The 19,980-nt window shown below is 60.6% G+C and carries 15 protein-coding genes and 2 pseudogenes; 5 read left to right on the forward strand and 12 right to left on the reverse strand.

All coding sequences use genetic code 11. The features are described from left to right. Positions 1–37: 37 nt before the first annotated feature. On the reverse strand, positions 38–3,049 hold the full coding sequence (locus ACVI1L_RS04440; RefSeq protein ID WP_456782381.1) for a DUF5801 repeats-in-toxin domain-containing protein: 3,012 nt from the start codon (positions 3,047–3,049) through the stop codon (positions 38–40). Positions 3,050–3,734: 685 nt separating this feature from the next. On the opposite strand from ACVI1L_RS04440, the pseudogene ACVI1L_RS04445 reads away from it, so the two are divergent. From ACVI1L_RS04445 to ACVI1L_RS04455, 3 genes and pseudogenes are all read left to right on the forward strand, one after another. After that, a pseudogene (locus tag ACVI1L_RS04445) lies at positions 3,735–3,992 on the forward strand (IS110 family transposase); the annotation flags it as partial. 43 nt (positions 3,993–4,035) lie between these two features. After that, positions 4,036–4,167 (forward strand): hypothetical protein, encoded by a 132-nt coding sequence (locus ACVI1L_RS04450; RefSeq protein ID WP_456782382.1) that lies wholly within the window; start codon positions 4,036–4,038, stop codon positions 4,165–4,167. 163 nt (positions 4,168–4,330) lie between these two features. After that, positions 4,331–4,618 (forward strand): hypothetical protein, encoded by a 288-nt coding sequence (locus ACVI1L_RS04455; RefSeq protein ID WP_141341754.1) that lies wholly within the window; start codon positions 4,331–4,333, stop codon positions 4,616–4,618. Between the two features lie 929 nt (positions 4,619–5,547). Here the strand turns inward: ACVI1L_RS04455 and rpoH are convergent. The 7 genes from rpoH to groES all read right to left on the reverse strand — a co-directional run bounded on the left by rpoH (position 5,548) and on the right by groES (position 10,749). After that, positions 5,548–6,468: an RNA polymerase sigma factor RpoH gene (gene rpoH, locus ACVI1L_RS04460; protein WP_456782383.1), complete on the reverse strand. Its 921-nt coding sequence runs from the start codon at positions 6,466–6,468 to the stop codon at positions 5,548–5,550. A gap of 78 nt (positions 6,469–6,546) precedes the next feature. After that, positions 6,547–7,056, reverse strand: a complete 510-nt coding sequence (locus ACVI1L_RS04465) for a hypothetical protein (protein ID WP_200844541.1) — start codon at positions 7,054–7,056, stop codon at positions 6,547–6,549. Between the two features lie 15 nt (positions 7,057–7,071). Next, entirely contained in the window at positions 7,072–7,392 is a 321-nt protein-coding gene (locus tag ACVI1L_RS04470) for a hypothetical protein (protein WP_141341757.1), read from the reverse strand. A gap of 70 nt (positions 7,393–7,462) precedes the next feature. Further along, a complete protein-coding gene (gene hspD / locus ACVI1L_RS04475; RefSeq protein WP_456782384.1) occupies positions 7,463–7,918 on the reverse strand; it encodes a small heat shock protein HspD in 456 nt (151 codons plus the stop codon). 322 nt (positions 7,919–8,240) lie between these two features. After that, positions 8,241–8,567, reverse strand: coding sequence for a hypothetical protein (locus tag ACVI1L_RS04480; RefSeq protein WP_246786760.1), 327 nt, complete (start codon positions 8,565–8,567; stop codon positions 8,241–8,243). A 201-nt stretch (positions 8,568–8,768) separates the two neighbouring features. Continuing rightward, the gene (groL, locus tag ACVI1L_RS04485; RefSeq protein WP_057018175.1) at positions 8,769–10,391 is read right to left on the reverse strand and encodes a chaperonin GroEL; all 1,623 of its coding nucleotides are present in this window, start codon (positions 10,389–10,391) and stop codon (positions 8,769–8,771) included. 43 nt (positions 10,392–10,434) lie between these two features. Then, positions 10,435–10,749 (reverse strand): co-chaperone GroES, encoded by a 315-nt coding sequence (groES, locus tag ACVI1L_RS04490; RefSeq protein ID WP_076828150.1) that lies wholly within the window; start codon positions 10,747–10,749, stop codon positions 10,435–10,437. 236 nt (positions 10,750–10,985) lie between these two features. Between groES and ACVI1L_RS04495 the strand changes: the two genes are divergently transcribed. Further along, positions 10,986–12,083, forward strand: coding sequence for a trypsin-like peptidase domain-containing protein (locus ACVI1L_RS04495; RefSeq protein WP_456785508.1), 1,098 nt, complete (start codon positions 10,986–10,988; stop codon positions 12,081–12,083). Between the two features lie 94 nt (positions 12,084–12,177). On the opposite strand, the pseudogene ACVI1L_RS04500 reads toward ACVI1L_RS04495, so the two are convergent. Continuing rightward, positions 12,178–13,521 (reverse strand): annotated as a pseudogene (locus ACVI1L_RS04500) (transposase). 130 nt (positions 13,522–13,651) lie between these two features. Continuing rightward, positions 13,652–14,587 (reverse strand): PAS domain S-box protein, encoded by a 936-nt coding sequence (locus ACVI1L_RS04505; protein WP_233475395.1) that lies wholly within the window; start codon positions 14,585–14,587, stop codon positions 13,652–13,654. Between the two features lie 353 nt (positions 14,588–14,940). On the opposite strand from ACVI1L_RS04505, the gene ACVI1L_RS04510 reads away from it, so the two are divergent. Continuing rightward, a complete protein-coding gene (locus tag ACVI1L_RS04510; RefSeq protein WP_456782385.1) occupies positions 14,941–15,771 on the forward strand; it encodes a methyltransferase domain-containing protein in 831 nt (276 codons plus the stop codon). A gap of 604 nt (positions 15,772–16,375) precedes the next feature. Here the strand turns inward: ACVI1L_RS04510 and ACVI1L_RS04515 are convergent. Both ACVI1L_RS04515 and ACVI1L_RS04520 read right to left on the reverse strand, forming a co-directional pair. Continuing rightward, positions 16,376–17,824: an HlyD family type I secretion periplasmic adaptor subunit gene (locus ACVI1L_RS04515; protein WP_456782386.1), complete on the reverse strand. Its 1,449-nt coding sequence runs from the start codon at positions 17,822–17,824 to the stop codon at positions 16,376–16,378. After that, complete coding sequence (locus ACVI1L_RS04520; RefSeq protein WP_456782387.1) at positions 17,811–19,952, reverse strand: type I secretion system permease/ATPase; 2,142 nt, start codon at positions 19,950–19,952, stop codon at positions 17,811–17,813. The genes ACVI1L_RS04515 and ACVI1L_RS04520 overlap by 14 nt, the downstream gene beginning before the upstream one ends. Positions 19,953–19,980 lie beyond the last annotated feature (28 nt).

Genomic DNA, 19,980 nt, shown 5'->3' on the forward strand with positions numbered 1-19,980 from the left:
GGCGCATCCATGTCGGATGCGTCTCCGCGCGACGTAACTAGGCCAACGGCCAGTGGCTCACGGTCGTCGAGTCCGGGTTGTCCACCAGCACGTTGAAGGTGGCCTTGGCCGTATCGCCATCGGCGTCGGTGTTGACGATCCGGAACTGGATGTCCTGATCGTTCACCGGGGCGGCCACCTGGGTGGTGAAGTTGATGATGCGGACACCCGCATTGGTGTCGACCGGCGTGAAGAAGAACCGGATGTAGCCGGTCGAGAATGTTTCTCCGGCGGCATCGTGATTGCTGCCGGGCACGATAGTATTGCCCAAGTCCGCAACGGTGACGTGGACGTTGCCTTGCTTGAGACCGCTGATGGTTGGGTTCTCGTAGTCGATCAAATCGCCGGCGGAGTTGAACAGCCAATACTCCGCCTTGATGCTGGTGACGTTGCCGATTCCCGCCACGTCGAAGGCCAGATTCTTGAGGTTGAGGCCGCTGCCTTCATTGAAGAAGAAGCCCTCGTTCATGTTGATCTGCGACGCCTGCCCGTTCTTCACTCCGAATCCGATATTGTCGGGGTTGAGGTCGTCGGCCGGGTTCGAGGTGCCGAGATCCGCGGTCAGCAACTGGGCCTGGGTTTGCAGTCCGAGGGCACCTGTATCGGCGGCGGGGAACAGCAGTCCGTTGAAGACGATGTTGTGGCCGCCGCTCGTGCTGACATTGAGCGTCTCGACCGGGCTCCCCGACTTGATGGCGCTGAAGTTGAGCGTCTCCGGCGGGTTGGCGATCGTCTGCAGCACCGTGAAGGTGTAACCTGTGTCGGTTACGCTCAGCTGGTAGACACCGTTGCCGCCGGAATCCTTGTAGGTCAGGACTGTATGATCGGTGTTGTATGACTGCGTGAGCCCGGTGATGGCAGCGGCGGCATCGATCGTGACCTTGGCCCCGTCGGCGCCGTCGGGTGACGTGAACGAGTCCGATCCCGAGGAGCCGGCAGTGAAGCCGACGGCCGGATGCTGGGCGTCCTGCCCGGAGAGGCTCTGCACCCCGCTGAGGCTTGGACCATCGTCGAGCAGCTGGAACTTGTTTCCGATGTTAGCCGCCGCGGCGGCGCTCGTGTCACCGTCCTTGTCGGTGGCAGTGGCCGAGAGCGTGATCAGGTCCGCGGCCATGCTGGCGCTGGCTTCGGAACTGTCGCCGACCGCCCCATCAGTGCTGGTGGTGTCGGCGGTCGCTTCCTTGACGGCCCGAAACTCCGAGAACGTGACGATTCCTGCCGAATCGACGTGAACACCGAAAACGAGATCACCACCTGAGCTCGTCTTGCCGATAACGTCCCCGGTGACGATGTTGTGGCTGGGGTCGTTGGCACTCGCAATACTGAGCAGAACAGCCTGTCCCGACACCGAATCGACCAGCCCGGAATCGACGTTGGCGGACTTGACGCCGAGCGTGTAGCCGCCGACGGCTCCAGCCCCGTCGGCGCCGTAATTGGGTGTGAACAGGCCGCTGAAGCTGCCGGACGTGGTGGTGTTCGCTGCATTGGGGGCGGAGCCGGCCGCGAGATAACTCTCGTCGAGTTGCAACGCCGTGGCGGTGCCGTTCGCCAGCAGGGTCGGACCGTCGTCCTCGAACAACAGGTTGCCGCCGACGCCGGTATGCGCAGTGTCGCTCGTCGAGTTCGAGACGCTGAACGCGAAATTTCCAACGTCGAAGGTGACATTGGATCCATTGCCGCTGGTCGGCTGGGCGTTGCCGACGACGAAGCGGTCCATGTGGCTGGATTGCGCGACCTGAAAGTCGACGGTGTAGTTCGTCTTCAGGCCATCGATGAAGTACGATCCATCGCCCGCAGCCGTAATGGTGATGCCTGATGTGACTAGCTGGGTCTTCGCAAGGTCGGAATACACCTTGATCGTACTGCCGAGGATCGGGACCAGCGTCTGGTCGCTGCCGGTCAGGCCGCCGATGCCCACGCTGGCAGTCGAGACCAGATTGGCGCCCTGAAGGTCACTCGTTTCGTTGAACGCATATATGTGCACCTTAACAGTGGTGTTCGCGTTCCCGGGGTTCACCTGGGTCAGCGAAAAGCTCGCCTCCGTCACCGAGCCGACATGTCCCGGGTTGCTCCCCGTGGTGCTGTAACTGATCTTCGACAGATCGTGCACGTCCGGATTGGTCAAGGGGAAGTCGGGATAGGTCATGTGATTGACGACGTCGACACGCACCCCTCCTCCGGGGCCGACTGCCTGCGGACCATTGCCCAGGCCTGTCGTGCTGACATTGACGGTTGTGCCCGGCGCCAGCCCGGTGACGATCATGTCGGGATCGCTGGTGTCCGCCGCCGCGGTGGCAGTCTGCTCGATTGCCGCCCAGTCGTCCTGTCCGGAGGGCACGTGGCTGAAATCGCCGAAGCCGACCGTCGTCGTCGTGGTGAAGAAGGCCTTCACATCGACGAGGCCGGAAAGATTAAGCGTATCGGCGTCGTCGATCCCGCTGGTATTGGTGTGCTTCAGCGCCTCGTACTGGATGGTCCAGACGTTGCCGCCTGTCACGTTGCCGGAGGTGATGGTCTCGTCCAGCACGATAGCGAAGGCGACGGTGCCGTTCGAGTTGGAAATCCAGGTCGTGCCGTTGAACTGGCCCTCGCGCCCGAGCAGGATGTGGCTGTTGGAATCGGTGTAGAGGAAGATCTGCGCTCCGTCGCCGGTGGCGAAAATCTGGGTCAGCGTGCCGTTGGTGAGCGTCCCCCCCGTGGAGTTCGAGAATTGCAGGTCGGTGACGGTGGTCGTGCCGAGCTGGATGAAATCGGTACCGGCACTGCCGATCGTCCGTGCCGCAGCTTGCGGAAACACCGCGCTCGTATCACCCGACTCTTCGCCGGCGGAGCCAGCCGCAATGCCCAGACTGCTCTTGAGAGCCGCGCTCATGTTCGTAAGCAGGAAAGACCAGGCAACTTCGTTGTCGGGCCCCGCCTGAACACCCGTGTCATTGTCAGTGCCGCTGGTCTGCAAGCTCGCGGCTTCGTCGATGATGAGATTGCCATTGATGGTCAATACTGGTGCCATGATTTCCTCCCTTCGAAAGGCGGCGCTCATTCGTACCTTCTTCGGAACAGGCGGTCGCCGCCCGGGCTCGCAATCGCCCAACGGTTTCGCTGCAAAACAATGCGCAATCCAAGCGTCAGCTCTTCGGCGATCTGTGGCGCTCGCCGGGAGGGGACGTCAGTTTCTGGAAGTCCGTTAAGATGGGGCGCAGCGGAAGCTTTGTCGCTATTTCGCGTACGCCCCTCCGATGCTGCCTGAATAATCAGTCGCGGAGAGAAGTACCTGCAATCGAATGATCGGATGCTTTTGCATGCTATTCTCCCTCGATCTGCTGCAAACTGCTGCGAACGCAAGTGGAGAAGCAAACACCGTCCAACAAATTTCGAGGCCATGCCTCCGAATGGAACTTTGCCAGTAAAGGAGTGAGAAAATTCAAGGTAAAGGGTGAAGAAGCAGTACCACCTATGGGGTAACGCGCATCCCGCACACCTATTTTGATAGGACAATGACAATATCGCCCTTTACGTGTGGACACGGCGGGGATGCTGCCAACAGCGCGCGATAAGCCGGCACGATGATCATGCAAGAAGTGCTCTGGAAGCTGGGCCGGAAGGTCAGCTCCTAACGCTGGACGGCTCCTCCACAGGCACGAGAGTGCCAAGGAGTGGGCGCCGTTTGAGGTTCCCACGATTCGGACTAGCAGCCTATGCAGTCAATTTCGACGATCGGTCTGGATATCGCGAAGTCGGTCTTCCAAGTGCACGGCGTTGATGCAGCCGGCCAGGTGGTCATACGCCGACAGTTGAAGCGCCGGCACGTCCTGGCATTTTTCCAGAAGCTGCCGCCATGACTGGTGGGGATCGAGGCTTGCGCGTCATTGCACCATTGGTCACGCGAGCTGCAGACGATGGGGCATGCGGTGCGGTTGATGGCTCAGGCCTATGTGAAGCCCTACGTCAAGCGGCAGAGCCTTTCGCTCCATCCGTGACCGGGTAGTAAGACGGCATGTGATCGAAGCCGTCGAGGCGATGACGGATCGCCGCGAGGCTCCCGACGACAATGCCGACACGGTGAACATCGCGGACAACCAAGATCGCGCCACCATCCGGCCAGAACGCGGCCATGAAGGCGAACAATGATCGCGATGTCAGCAGCGGCGAGGCAGCGCGATCTCGGCCTGGTTGACCCCTATCCCCAAGGTCGAGATCGCACCTTCGTAATGCCCGGATCAGTCGTCGTACCATTCGCTGGAACTCCCCGCGTGTTCTTTGCGTCGCTCGAGGCTGAAACGGCGGTGGCGGCATGAGTATGTTTCTTGTTTTCGGACATGCCTTCAGCGCGTCCATTGAGCCGAAGATCGTGCATCTTCTGCACGATCGCGAGGCCTTTAAGAAGGCATTCGTGGCTGGGTTTGAGGAGGCAGCTGCTGCCGGATTTGATGCCGTGGATAAATTGCCGGTCGTGCTCGATGACACGCTGATCAGAACAACCTTCCAAGTGCTGGAAGATAAGTTCAATCGATCAAACGACACATCGGAGCGGCGTAAAATCGTCGCCGAAATACTAAATCTGGCAGAGTTGGCAAAATGATCGCCCCTCGACATCGAATTGCGCGCCCTCTTGCTGCCCGAATCGGAACCGCTCATGGTGCGGCCGGAAACTCACACTTCGGCATGTCCTGACGGCCCGGCCCACCCCAGAGCTACCCCAAGGCCGGGCCGCTTTTTTCTAATTTTCAGCAGGAATATTACAGCGCATTGGGGCGCACGACTTCGCCCACCGATCATATCCCATCTCAAAGCTAATGTTGCCGCGGAGCGCAGCCGACCAACAGTGGTGTCGGGCTGGACCATTTCCGCTATTCACGACAGGGAATACGCCAGCGCGGAGCGCAAGTCCCTGATGCTTCTCCGCCAACTCCGAATATCAGGGACCGCGTAGTTTGCGCCGGTTTGCGGGAACGGCTTGGTATGATCCAAACGATTTAGCAATCTACGGCTTCAGAGCACTGCTCATGCTCTCTCTGCTTGAGGGATGAGTTGGATTTTCCGAGCGACGACTGAGCATTGTTGCTGCGTCCGGCATGACCTTTGTCAGTACCGCTGTTTCTCACACTATCGGCGTCTATCAGGCGGGACCACGGGCCACGGCTGGGACCTTGGTTAGAAAAAACGAGTTGGGCTTCAAGAGGGGTCTAAGAAAAATTCTGGGTTCGATGCAGAAATTTCTGCGTCGGGCGCTTACCAAGCACCTAGAAGAGGGAGCCCCACCACGGTGCGCCCCGAATCCCTATTTTTGAAATGCGTGGGAGCGCTTCAGGCGGCGTCGCGAATCTCCGTGTCTTCGGCGAACGAGCTGGCGTCAGCACACGCGTCTTCTGATGCCTTTGTAGTTAATGACGTTGAACGCAGGCGAGCAGTTTCAAATGCGGAGATATGTCGTGCCGCGCAGTTGGCTCCTGCCGCGGCCATGCTGTTCGCGCCATCAGACAAAGAATGAATGGCGTTAGCATCGTACAGTCAAGCGCCTGAGCCGAAAGTGTGCTTACCGTTCCTTCGAATGTTGTCTGGACTTTTCAGACAGGCTGCCAGCATCGCGGACTGTACCTTTTCAAATGACCGTTGCTCGATTTGGCGGACACGCTCGCGCGATATTTCGTACTCCAAGGCGAGCGCTTCGAGCTTCGGGGGATCTTCACTCAAATAGCGTGCTGTGAAGATATGCCTTTCACGGGGGCTTAGCTTCTCAATGGCTGCTGTCAATGCTTGGCGCCGTTGAGCCAGTTCCTGGTGCTCGGCCAACGTCACGTCATGAGTAGGCGACGGATCTACCAGTCGTTCGAGGGCATCGCCGACGTCGCCGGCATCGTTGTGTCGTAAATTCAGGGACAGGTCGCCACGCAGGCGACGGTCCATATTCACGACTTCACGTTCGGGTACCTTGAGGTGAGTGGCGATCGTCTTGACCCGTTCTGGCCTCAGATCCCCGTCCTCCAAGGCAGCGATCGCACTCTTCGATTGCCTCAGTTTGAAGAATAACTTCTTCTGGGCAGCGTCCGCCGTGATCTTCACCAGCGACCAGGAGCGAAGAACAAAATCCTGGATCGTTGCCTTGATCCACCACATGGCATAGGTGGACAGGCGGATGCCCCGCTCCGGATCGAATCGCCGCACGGCCTGCATCAGGCCGACATTGCCCTCTGAAATGATATCGGCAACAGGTAGCCCATAACCTCGATATCGCATGGCGATTTTCGCAACGAGACGCAGGTGGCTTGTCACCAGGCGATAAGCTGCTTCACGATCGCCGTGGTTTCGCCATCGCCGACCAAGGGTGTTCTCTTCCTCCTGAGTGAGGATCGGAAATTGTCTAATTTCCGTTAAATACTTCGTCAGCCCGGTGCCGAGCGACGGCAATTTCTGAGAGACAGTTTGAGACATTTCCCCCTCGCAGCGCTCAACAAATTCTCGCCTCTGCCGCGCTCATCAGAGTCGCGGCAGAACAACAAAAGCATCGGTCTACAGGGCGGGACTATCGTCCGCCTCATGGCTGCCAAAACGTCGGCCTTTTCGGTTGGAACCATCGGTCCTTCGATCCGAATCGGACTCCAGAAGGCACAGGGCATCCACGATGTCGTCGAAGCTCACGGCTCCATCGATTGTCTGGTTCAATTCTGGATCGTCTTTCACGGCGCAAGCATCCGCGGCCCAAAGCGATAGAATGGCCCGTTTCTCGTACGATGTGAGGTCGAAATCTTCGACAACGTCCATTGGATGAGCGAACGCCTCGGCTGGATGCAGCAGCCCGGCCATCTCCAGGTTCGTTGTTCGTCGGCGATCCGTCTGCAGCGAGAGGCGATCGGGAAACGTCTCGTGCAAAAGAGCCTCCACGGAACGCTGCTCTTCGCTCATCCGGCGTGCGATATACGCTCGCTCCAGGTCCGACAGCCGCGTCTCGAGGAGCCTGCGGTAGCGCCGAATATTGGCGCAATGGGCACGCAGGCGTTCAAGATTTCCCTCGATCATCATTCGTCCCCTTCCGGCTCAGGCGGCCAAGGCACGCTCGGTTGAGCGCAACCGACAAGGCTTTCCACCCGGAGGATTCCGGGGTCCGCCGTCGAGTTCGCACAGGGCCTCGAGGATTTCGTCGATCGATACGGGCTTCTTCAGTCCGGCGGGCGAGCGGAGCGACGGGCATGATGTTATCGCCGATGCGTCGGACGCCCAGGATGCCAGAATTGCCCGCTTCTCGGCCGTCGTCAGGCCGGCGTGGCACACGACATCCCTGGGATGTTCGAAAGCGGTGCCGGGATGCAGGAGCGCGTTGAAGTCAAACACGTTGTCGTCAGCGGTCGTCGGCCGCATGGTATCCTCCTTTGCATTGACGACGAGCGGCAGCCGCGCGAAGCCTCGCGCGGCGCCGGTCGGAGCCTGCTTAGGCTGCCTTCGCTTCCAATTTCTGGACATTGTCGGCCGATACGCCGTTGATTGCGATACGGCGCGGCTTCATGGCTTCCGGAATTTCCCGGACCAGCTCGATCTTGAGTAAGCCGTTGTCGAATGCGGCGCTCTTGACCTGAACGTAATCCGCCAGGTTGAACTGCCGCTTGAAGCTGCGGGTGGAGATGCCGCGATAGAGATAATCGCGCTCAGCCTTCTCCGACTTGCTGCCCTCAATGGTGATCACGTTCTGTTCGGCCGTGATCGCGATCTCGTTGGGCGCAAAACCTGCAACCGCCAACGAAATCTGGTAGCGGTCCTCAGACAGCCGTTCGATATTGTAGGGCGGATAGTTGTCCTCGCCGGCCCGCTGGGCCATTTCCGCGAGGTCAAAAAGGCGATCGAAGCCAATGGTCGAACGCCAAAGGGGCGAGAAATCATAAGTGCGCATAGCCAAATCCTCCAAAGAGCAAGATGGTTACGAGCGGCACCGGACACGACCGGTGCCCGTCTCAACGGCCGGACCCCTGAGGCGCCCGGACACCACCGTTCGGTGGCGACAAAAAAATTAGCAAAGTCGCTTTTGGTTTCAAGAGGGGGCCAAAAATTTTTTAGGGCTTTTGGTCCCCAGTAACCTGACCTGACGTACGTTTCGTTAACAAGCGAGTTATGCACCCGGGCCCGCAATTCGGACAGCGCGGTTGAGGCGCAGGTTCGCCGTCCTCGAGCGCCAGGGAAGCTGCGTGACCCATAGACGGGCCGCGCGTGGAGCATTAGCTCACCTGGGGTGCAGTCCCTTCCAGGTCGGACGGAAGACGAAGGACATTGGGTTCATTGCTGTCTGGCAATAGCAGCGTGTCCATCTTGAACAGCGGCGGGCTCGGTTTCCAGCTCATCCACTGCATCGAATCCAGATAGGGGATGGGCGGAAGCGGCAGAAGGTGGTTCGCGCGCTCGGGGATCTGCCTTGGGGGACCGTCCAGGCCCCAGGCACCCGCCGGGAGCAGCATTGCCGCATAAGCGAACGCGCCCGCAATCATCATTCGGGCCCGGCGGGCTGAAGTCTCAGCACGAGCGGAAAGGGTATCATTTCCTGTCATCTCATCCTCCTAATTTCGGCAAGCCGATCCAAGCGATGGTGAGAAGGCTGAGGGCGAACATGAGCCAATGCATTGCAGCCGCCCCGCCGTTGGGTGGTGGAGATTGCATGCGCCTGCTCATCTGAAGCTCCTTGGTGCTACCGTTGCTTTCTCGTGGTGGATCGGATGAGCCCGGCCGTCGCCGACCGGGCTCAGGGTTGATCAGAAGTCCATGGACGGCGCGGCAGGCGCCGTCTCCGCCTTCTTCGGCTTGTCGGCCACCAGGGCCTCCGTCGTGATGAGCAAGGCGGCGACTGAAGCCGCGTCCTGCAGCGCGGTGCGGACGACCTTGGCAGGATCGATCACGCCCGCTTTGACCATGTCCTGGTACTCTCCCGTGGCTGCGTTGAAGCCCCAATTGTAGTCGGCGTTCTCGAGCAGCTTGCCGACGACGAGCGAGCCGTCTTCACCGGCGTTCTGGACGATCTGCCGGGCAGGAACCTGGATGGCGCGACGCACGATATCGATGCCGGCCTTCTGATCTGCATTAGAAGCTTTGAGACCATCGAGCGCCTTCAACGCGCGCAGGAGCGCCACGCCGCCTCCGGGCAGGATACCCTCCTCGACCGCGGCGCGCGTTGCGTGCATTGCATCGTCGACGCGATCCTTTTTCTCCTTGACTTCGACCTCGGTGGCACCGCCGACGCGGATCACGGCGACGCCGCCAGCGAGTTTCGCCAAACGCTCCTGGAGTTTCTCGCGATCGTAGTCGGAGGTAGTCTCCTCGATCTGCGCCTTGATCTGGGTGACGCGGGCCTCGATGTCCTTCTTGGCGCCTGCGCCGTTGACGATGGTCGTGTTCTCCTTGTCGATGACGACCTTCGTGGCGCGCCCGAGCATGTTGAGGGTTACGTTCTCGAGCTTGATTCCGAGATCCTCCGATATCGCCGTTCCGCCGCTGAGGATCGCAATGTCCTCGAGCATGGCCTTGCGGCGGTCGCCGAACCCGGGCGCCTTGACGGCTGCCACTTTCAAGCCACCGCGGAGCCGATTGACGACAAGAGTCGCGAGTGCTTCGCCCTCGACGTCCTCGGCGACGATGAGCAGTGGCTTGCCCGACTGCACCACCGCCTCCAGCAGCGGCAGCATGGTCTGGAGCCCGGAGAGCTTTTTCTCGTGGATCAAGATGTAGGGATCCTCGAGCTCGACCCGCATCTTCTCTGCGTTGGTCACGAAGTAGGGCGAGACATAACCGCGATCGAACTGCATGCCTTCGACCACTTCGAGCTCGGTATCGAGGCTCTTGGCTTCCTCGACGGTGATCACGCCCTCATTGCCGACCTTCTGCATGGCATCGGCAAGGAAACGGCCGATCTCGGTGTCGCCGTTGGCGGAAATGGTGCCGATCTGCGCGATTTCCTCGTTGGAGGTGACCTTCTTGGCATGCACCTGTAGGTCCTTGACGATGACTTCAACCGCTAGATCGATACCGCGCTTGAGGTCCATCGGGTTCATGCCGGCGGCGACCGATTTTGCGCCTTCCTTGACGATGGCTTGGGCTAGCACGGTCGCCGTCGTGGTACCGTCACCGGCGAGGTCGTTTGTCTTCGAGGCGACTTCGCGCACCATCTGTGCGCCCATGTTCTCGAACTTGTCTTCGAGCTCGATTTCCTTGGCAACAGTGACGCCATCCTTGGTGATGCGCGGGGCGCCGAAGGATTTTTCGATGACGACGTTGCGTCCCTTGGGACCAAGCGTCACCTTGACCGCATTGGCGAGCGTATCGACGCCGCGCAGCATCCGCTCGCGGGCCTCAGTTGAGAATTTCACGTCTTTGGCAGCCATATTATCTGCTCCTTTCTCGAATGACTGTCAGCTTCCAGCTTGCTCAAGCGGCCTTCTTGAGCGAGCCGGCTTTGTCGACCACGCCCAGAAGATCGCTTTCCTTCATGATGAGGTAGTCCTGGCCGTCGATTTTCACTTCGGTGCCAGACCACTTGCCGAAAAGCACGCGGTCGCCGGGACCAACGTCGAGCGGCACCAATTGTCCTTGCTCATTCCGACCGCCAGGGCCCGCGGCCACGATTTCGCCTTCCTGCGGTTTCTCCTTTGCGGTGTCGGGAATGATGATGCCGCCAGCGGTCTTTTCTTCGGCATCAATGCGGCGCACGAGCACGCGGTCGTGCAATGGACGGAAATGCATGCACATCCTCCTGATTAGGTCAGCGATGTCAAAAATCCGGGTCCGGAAACCGGCCCCCGGGCGGAAGCGACTTAGGTAACGGACAAAATCCGTTCAAGAGCTTCTACGAAAATTTTGGCGGCTCATCCGAACGATGCACTGAGGGCTCTTGAACAGTCGACTTGAGCCAACCAGTTAATCGCCGCCACCGCCCCCGGAGGACGGGGGATAAACGCGTGTGCTACCGGAGAGAAATGATGCGATACTTGCGTGGGCTTGCGCGACTCGGGCTCGGCTCGACGCTGGCATTAACCCTTTCCGGACCGCCAGTTCTCGCCCAAATTCCAGACGTTAACACCGGCCGCGTGCCAACCCTTGCGCCGTTGGTCAAGGAGGTGACGCCGAGCGTCGTCAACATCTCGGTGCAGGGACGCGTGCGCGAGGACAATCCGCTGTACCAGGATCCGCTTTTCCGGGAGTTCTTCGACGTTCCGAAGCAGCTGGAGAAGGAAATCAACGCCACCGGATCGGGCGTGATTGTCGACGCCCAGCGCGGCTATGTATTGACGGCAAACCACGTTGTTGCCAACGCGACCGCGGTGCAGATCAGAACCAAGGATGGCCGAAAGTTTGCCGGTCGCGTGGTCGGCCGCGATGCGCCGACCGATATCGCGCTACTACAGGTCAAGGGGCCCGTCGGGTTGAAAGCCATCGCGCTGGGCGACAGCGACGCGCTTCAGGTCGGCGACTTCGTCATTGCGGTGGGCAATCCCTTCGGCCTGGGCCAGACCGTCACGTCAGGCCTTGTCAGCGCGCTCGGGCGCACCGGCCTTGGTAAGCACGGCTATGAAGATTTCATCCAGACTGATGCTGCGATCAACCCCGGCAACTCCGGTGGCGGCTTGATCAATCTGCGCGGCGAACTCGTTGGCATCAACACGGCGATCATCTCTCCGGGAGGCGGCAATGTGGGAATTGGCTTTGCGGTACCCATCAACATGGCCCGCAAGGTGATGGAGCAGCTCGCGCAGACAGGGCGGGTCGAGCGTGGCCGCATCGGCGTTGCGCTGGAGGATCTCGAGGCGCCCGCTGCGGGTGTGACGCAGGGTGCCCGTGTCAAGGAGGTCAGCCCCGGCTCGCCCGCAGAGCGCGCGGGCCTTCGCCGCGGCGACATCATTCTGAAGGCCAACGAAATCCCGATCCGCAGCGCCACGCAAATGCGCAACCTCATCGGGCTGACCGCGGTCGGTCAGCAAGTGCGGCTGACTATTGAGCGAGAGCGCGCCACAGAGAGCGCCACGGTCGAGGTCGCACCGTTGGCCGAGCCCAAGCCGAGAGGGCGCGGGCCGGGGTGACGAATGTCTGCATATGGTCGATTCCGTTGAAAAAGGCTGGCAGTATTTCGTTTTAGTAGCTCCGCCGCGACGTGGCCGAACTGCTCTACCGACCCTATGCGAGCCTCCGGGTGGGCATCGGGATCAGCTTGGCCATCTTTCGAAGGTTTGTGGGCGGTGGCTGCTAGGATGAACTCGTCGCGCGCGCCGTTTGGACCTCGTAAACGCAAACGGTCGAGCTTGAGAATGCGCTTGAGGTGCGCGAACAACATCTCGATTTTCTTGCGGAGCCGGCGCGAGGCGCCTCCCTCCCACGATCTCGCGATCTGGCGCGCCATGTCGCGAGCGCCCTCGTAGATCGAGCGCGGCACTCTCCGTGAAGCCTGCTTGGGGCAACACCGAGCCTTCAATGCGCATCGATCACAATCGCGCTTGCTGGCGAGGTAAAGCATGGTGGCACCATCATTCACCAACGTTCCCGTCGTGGTAAGAACTTTGCCACCAGGGCAACGATAGATGTCCCCAGCATGGTCATAGGTGAAGTCGTCGAGCGAGAAGATCCCATCTGTGCGGGCCGACTTGTCGAAGACTGTAACGTGCGGCTCGATGCCGTGCTCATAGACCAGCCAGGCGAGCATCTCGGCCGAGCCATAGCCGCTGTCGCCGAGGAGCCGGCTCGGATAGAGATCAAACCGCTCCAGCGAGCGCTCAATCATGCGCTTAGCGGCCAATACCTCCGCCTGCCGGATTGCCGTCGTTGCCTCAACATCGACGATGATCGCATTCTCGATGTCGATCAGGTAGTTCGTCGAATAGGCGAAAAACGCTTGGCCGCCGTGCGCCCCCGTCCAGCGCGCCGCCGGGTCGGAGGGCGATACGAACTTCGGGGTAACCTCGGTCGCGGCTCCGAAAGCGGCATAGCCAGACGCTCATCGATTGCTCGACCGGCAGCATCCGGCAGAAGTCCCTTATCGCCTTCGATCCCCTTCTGCCGATTGGCATCGGCCTTGATCAGGCTCGCATCAACTGCAAATCCTTCACCGCCGACCAGTCGCTCCTCGATGCAGCGGCACAAGACGCTCTCGAACACGTGACGGAAGAGGTCGCTCTCCCGGAAGCGGCCATGCCTGTTCTTGGAGAATGTCGAGTGATCCGGCACCGCCCCATCCAGACCGAGCCGGCAGAACCACCGATAGGCCAGATTGAGGTGGACCTCATCGCACAGCCGCCGCTCCGATCGGATCCCGAAGCAGTAACCGATCAAGAGTATCCGGATCATCAGCTCGGGATCGATCGAAGGTCGGCCGATGCTGCTGTAGAAAGGCGCCAGCTCCTGCCTGACCCGTTCAAGGTTGACAAACCTGTCGATCGACCGGAGCAAGTGGTCGGCGAGGATATGTCTTTCGAGCGAGAACTCATAGAACAACGCAGCCTGGTCGAGTTGCCGATGTCCCATCATGATCTTCAGTCCTGCCAATTAGACAGACTGAATCACTGATACCTCTGCGTCGCAACAGCCGCCATTTTTCAACGGAATCGGCCATAAGCAAAAGTTGTGGCGGCGAGAGCAGCGAAGCTCGATTGGCATCTCACGTCGGAACGGCGATTTCGCAAACCAGCCCTTCCGCGCGCCAGTCAAACAGCACCTTCCCGCCAAGTGGATTGATCGTCCCTTCGATGAGCCGACTACCAAATCCCTTGCGTTGGGGCGCCTTTACCCTCGGTCCGCCCAGTTCGGTCCAGCGGAGCACCAGCTGTCCATCCTCGGCGCGCGACCAGGCCAATTCTATCCGGCCTCTTGTGTTGGATAGCGCTCCATACTTGATAGCATTGGTTGCTAACTCATGCAGGACAACAGCAATCGCCTGCGCAGCGATGGGTTCTAACACCGTCTGCAGCCCCTCCATCACAATCCGCTTCTGGTGACTCTCTTCGAGGTAAGGGGCAAACTCCTGCTTGGCGATCGCCGAGACTTCGGCTCCTATCCACCGCGTTTCAACAAACAGCGAGTGAACATTTGCCATCGCTTGGATGCGCCCGCTGATCACTTCCTTGAGGCCCTCGGAGGTGTCGGACTGAGAAAGGTTGATAATTGCCTGTACGTTAGAAAGGATGTTCTTGCTTCGATGCTCCGCCTCGCGAGCCAGAATGCTAATCTGCTCCTGAGTTCGCTTCTGCTGGGTAATATCTCTAGCAATTTTTGATGCGCCGACGATGTTGCCGTGGGCGTCTTTGACAGGAGAAACAGTTAGCGAAACGATGATTGAGCTACCATCCCGACGTCGCCGGACAGTCTCGAAATGGTCGATGCGCTCACCTCGTCGGATGCGGGTTAAAATCTCCCGTTCTTCGCTGAGCCGGTCTTGCGGAATCACGAGTGTAATGGGCTGACCAATAGCCTCCGTGGCCGAGTAACCGAAAATGCGCTCGGCCGCCTTGTTCCAACTTGTAATAATGCCATCTAGATTCTTGCTCACAATTCCATCGTCGCTGGACTCGACGATGGAGGCCAGAAGATTGGCCAATCGCTCAGCGCGCTCCAGAGCCCGCTCGCTGGCCAACGGCTTGAGTTGAAATCCCGACTCGTTTTTAGGCCCCAATGGCCGCTCCCCGAAACCCAGATGCTGCACCGCCGTTGGTGCCCAATCATAACACCAAATGCAAAGAGCTGCGACGTTTCCGCTGGGTCAAAAGCCGCCCTTGGCGGTCAGACCGGGCGACTTCCGCTTTATGACCGCAAGCCAACGTTTATGAGTACACGCCTCAGATCGAGCACTTTGCGATGTTCACGTGCGCTAAAGGGCCGCGACTGCTGTCCCCCTCGATGTGCTAGCTTCACACGGAAGCGAGCGGGGGACGTGGCTATCAAGGATAGGCCATGCTTGACCAAGGACAATGGCAAGTAGCTGGAAATGCCGCTGAGACATACGAGGACGCCCTTGTTCCGGCTGTCTTCGCACCTTGGGCACCGCTCGTAGTTGCACTCGCAGACCCGCGAGCAGGTGAGCGCGTATTGGACGTCGCATGCGGTACCGGCGTGGTGGCGCGGCTCGCCGCACAGCGAGTAGGCCCCGCCGGGAGCGTGACCGGTCTCGACCTGAATCCCGGTATGCTGGCGGTCGCCGCCTCAATCGCAGCTGCCCGCCCGACCACAAGCGCACCGATCACGTGGCAAGAGGCCAGCGCGACGAACATGCCTCTGCCTGCGGGGACATTCGATGTCGTGTACTGCCAATTGGGACTCCAGTTCTTTCCAGATCGACCCGCCGCACTGCGCGAGATGTATCGCGTGCTGGTACCTGGCGGCCGCCTCGGCTTTATGGTGTGGCAGGACATCCAATACAGTCCTGGGTTCAGCGCCTTAGCCGGTGCGCTTTCGCGGCACGTCAGCACTGAGGCGGCGAGCATAATGCGCGCTCCTTTTGCGCTCGCCGATGCCAAACAGCTACGCGCGCTTGTGGCTGCGGAAGGTTTCAGCGACATAACGATTGAGTCGGCTGCAGGAACCGTTCGTTTTCCGTCAGTTTCGCGGTTCGTGCAGGACTATGTGCGCGGATCGCCGCTCTCAGGCCATGTGGCCAAAGTCTCGGATGAAACCCGTAGGGTCTTGGTCAGCGAGGTAGAAGACGCGCTGGCGTCTCATGTCGCCGATGATGGGTTAAAGTTTCCGATAAAGGCACACCTCGGCAGTGCGGTGAAGGGAGCATAGTGGTCGGACATAGCCGATGTTCAAATGAAGGTTTCGCTGGCGCTTGCGGGTTGGGGCCGACGTCCGGGATGGTCAAAAGCCGACCACGACGCCCCGCTCGACTTTGGTCGGCTTCCCTCCCGGCTGCGGACATTGGGGCATTCTAAGAAAGGTCGGTAGCGTCCACTGCCCACGATCCGCCTGCTTCACGAAGCGCCTCATCAGCTTCCCCCCACACAATGACCAGGGAATCTTAGAAAAGCATCGACGTTTTCACACGGCCAGGGCCACAAGACGAGCCCATTCGGTCAGGGCTGCGAGTCTGCTCTGCCTCAAGGGCGGAGATCCCGGATTTATGAGTGCGTGCGTAGAGCGCGATGCGATCAGGTTGAAAGGTCATAGCGAAGTCGGTGGGCTCCCGTCGCAAGGAGTGCAGCGCGGCGGTCGAGAGACCGATTCAACCCGACCTCATCATGCTCCAGCAGGCCGTCGTCACGCCCGCGGTTCGCCGAGCGCGTGCATCAGCCGGTTGGTCTAGCCAAACCGCGCCGCCGACAACACCAGATCGAGCTATTCCAGCGTTTGAACGGCCTTGCCGAAATCAGTGCGAACATTACCCTGCCTACTAGCGCTCCCGCAAAGTTTCCTGCCGATAGCGGCGGAGCGGCGACAACAGATAGCTCAGGATGGTCCGCGATCCCGTCTTGATCTCCACCGTGACGGCCATGCCGGGCGACAGATTGACCATTCTGTCGTCGATCTGCATTTGGGTAGAATCGAGCGAGATTCGCGCGCTGTAGTTCAGTTCCTGGCCTTTCGGCTCGCTGCTCTCGCGTGCCGTACCCAGCGCCCGATCGCCGGCGCGATCCTGCGGGCGGTCGCGGATCACGGCGTCCTGTGACACCGACAGCACCTCGCCATGCAACAGGCCGTAGCGGGTGAAATTGAAAGTATCGACCTTGATTTCGGCTTGTTGTCCGGCATGGATGAAGCCGATATCGCCGTTCGACACCATGGCCTCGATCTCGAGCCGGCTCTCGCTCGGCACCACCACAAGCAGCTGCTGCGCCGGCGTCACTACGCCGCCAACGGTGTGAACCGCAAGCTGCTGCACCACGCCGTCCACCGGCGCCGTCAACTGCTGCAGCTTCGTTCTTTGCTCGGCCTTGATCAGGTCCTGGGTGAGCCCGCTCGCTTTCTGTTCGACCTTGGCGAGGTCGTCGGAGATCGTGTGCCGATACTCCGCTGCCACTTGGCTGCGCGTCTCGCGAATCGCTGCGATGGCCGCTTCCGTCTCGTGCAAGCGACTGGTCTGAACCACAAGTTCCTCCTGCTGCTCGACCAGGAGCTGGAACACCTCGAAATAGGTCAGCTTCGAGCCCAGTTCCTTCTCCACAAGCATCTTGCGGATATCGACGCGTGATTGAATGACCGGAATGATGGTCTCCAGCTTGTGGATCGTCGCCCCTGTCGTGGCCAGTTCGGCTTCCTTCTGAGCTTGCTGTCGCGCGAGCGCGGCGATCTTGGCGCGATGCTCCGTCACCTGATTGAGCAGCAGCTGCCGCTGCGTGTTGATCAGCTCCGGATCTACGCCGGCCGACGGCATGAAATCGGCCGCTGGATTCTCCGAAAGCGCCGCGCGCAAACGTTCGATATTGAGCCGCTCGGCAAGGAGGTCGTTGCGCAGATGATCTCGCTCCGCCTCGTTCGCGGTCGGATCGAGCTCGATCAGGACATCGCCGGCCCTGACCACCTGGCCGTCCTGTACCCGAATGGAGCGCACGACGGCGGTCTCGAACGGCTGGATGATCTTGACGCGACTGCTGGGAAGGACTTTTCCCGTGGCCGACGCGACGATATCGATCGTGCCCCACCAGGCCCAAGCCAGAGCCAGGCAGAACAAGACGACGATCGTACTGCCGATCGTGCGACCGAGCGGCGATGGCGGCGTCTCCACGATTTCAAGCGCGGCGGGGAGAAACGCCAGCTCTTCGCGGCGCCTCCCTCGCGGACTGCGGAACGCGATCACGTGTTGCGTTGACGGTTTAGGCGCCGCGAGTTCAGCCGACCTCATGGAATCCTCCCTGCAGCCGATGCAGCGACGCATAGCGGCCGCCGGTCTTGATCAATGTGTCGTGGCTGCCATCCTCGACCAGGCGGCCGCGATCGAGCGTCACGATGCGGTCCGCCGTCCGCACGGTCGACAGCCGGTGCGCGATCACCAGCACGGTCCGCCCGTTGGCGATATCCTTCATGTTCTGTTGAATGATTCGTTCGCTCTCATAGTCCAGCGCGCTGGTCGCTTCGTCGAAGATCAGGATGCGCGGGTCGGTGACGAGGGCCCGCGCAATGGCGATCCGCTGGCGCTGGCCGCCGGATAGAGTCGAACCGCGTTCGCCCACCATGGTGTCATAGCCTTCTGCGAGTTCGAGGATGAATTCATGCGCGCCTGCAAGCCGCGCCGCCGCGATCACGCGCTCCATCGGCATCGCCGGATCGGCAAGCGCGATGTTGTCGCGCACCGAGCGGTTGAACAGCATGTTTTCCTGCAGCACGACGCCGATCTGGCGGCGCAGCCAGGTGGGCTCGGCCATCGCGAGATCCATTCCGTCGACCAGCACGCGTCCGCGTTCCGGAACGTAAAGCCGCTGGACCAGCTTGGCGAACGTGCTCTTGCCGGACCCGGAAGGTCCGACAACGCCGACGATCTGGCCTGCCGGCACCTCGAACGAGACGTCGCGCAGGACTTCCTGCCCGTCCACGCGATAGCGGAACGAGACGTGGTCGAACTTGATGTCCCCCCGAATCGCCGGCAGCCGCGCCCGCGCCGCCGAATAGGTCGGCTCGGCGGCGGTGTTAAGAATATCACCGAGCCGTGCGATCGACAGGCGCGTCTGGTGGAAATCCTGCCAGAGCTGAGCAAGACGCAGCACCGGCGTACTCACCCTGCCGGCGAGGATATTGAAGGCGACCAGCTCGCCCACGGAAAGGCTACCGTCGATCACGAGCCTTGCGCCACAGTAGAGGATACTTGCGGTGACGAGTTTGCTGACGAGCTGCACCGTCTGGCTTACACTGTTGCCGAGGCTCAGGACCCGGAAACTCGCAGCCACATAGCCCGCCAGCTGCTCTTCCCAGCGCCGCTGCATCTGCGGCTCGACCGCCATGGCCTTGACCGTCTCGATCCCGGTGACGCTCTCGACCAGGAAGGCCTGGTTCTCGGCGCCGCGGCGGAATTTCTCGTCCAGCCGCTGCCGGAACAGCGGCGTCGCTCCGGCGGAGATCGCGATATAGAATGGGAACGAGCCCAGCACGATCCAGCTGAGCAGCGGCGAGTAGAAGAACATCACGCCGACGAAGACGAAGGTGAAGAATAGGTCGATGAGCAGCGTCAGCGCCGAACTGGTGAGGAAGCTCCGGATGTTTTCCAGCTCGCGAACTCTGGCGACCGAATCGCCGACGCGACGCGCCTGAAAATAGGCCATCGGCAAAGCCAGCAATTGCCGAAACAGCCGTGCGCCGAGTTCGACGTCGATGCGGTTGGTGGTGTGCGCGAACAAATAGGTCCTCAGAATTCCCAGCACGGTCTCGAAAGCCGAGATCGTCACCAGCCCGAGCACGAGGACATCGAGCGTGCTCAGCGATCGATGCACCAGCACCTTGTCGATGACCACCTGGAAGAACAGCGGCGAAGCCAGGCCGAGCAGTTGCAGGAAGAATGAGGCAACCAGCACTTCACCCAGCAGATGCCGGTATTTCTGGATCGCGGCGACGAACCAGCTGATGTCGAATCGCCGCGCCATGTCGGACAATCCGGCACGTCGGGTCATCAGGATCAGCTGCCCATCCCAGATGGCGAGGAGTTCGTCCCGTGACATCAATGCTGGCCGAGGCGCAAGCGGCGACTGCACCAGCACCCGGTCCGCATCTGCCTTGGCAAGGAGAAGGAATCCGCCATCGCGCAGGGACGCGATGGCGGGCAAGGGCGTGCTGCCGAGCCGTGACCAATCGGTTCGGTAGGCACGGGCCTTGAGGCCGAGATCCCTGGCGCAGCGGAGCATATCCGCTGCGCCGATCCTGTCCGTTCCCAGCCGATGCCCGATCTGTCCGGCATCGGCCGCAATGCCCTGGAGATGCAGCAGCGTTACGAGGATTTCGAGACCCGGGTCGGTCGGTCTCGCACCATTGGTTTCGATGCTCATGGTTGTTCTCCAGGACGACGCCGTCGGC

Source organism: Bradyrhizobium sp. USDA 4516, assembly GCF_054055915.1.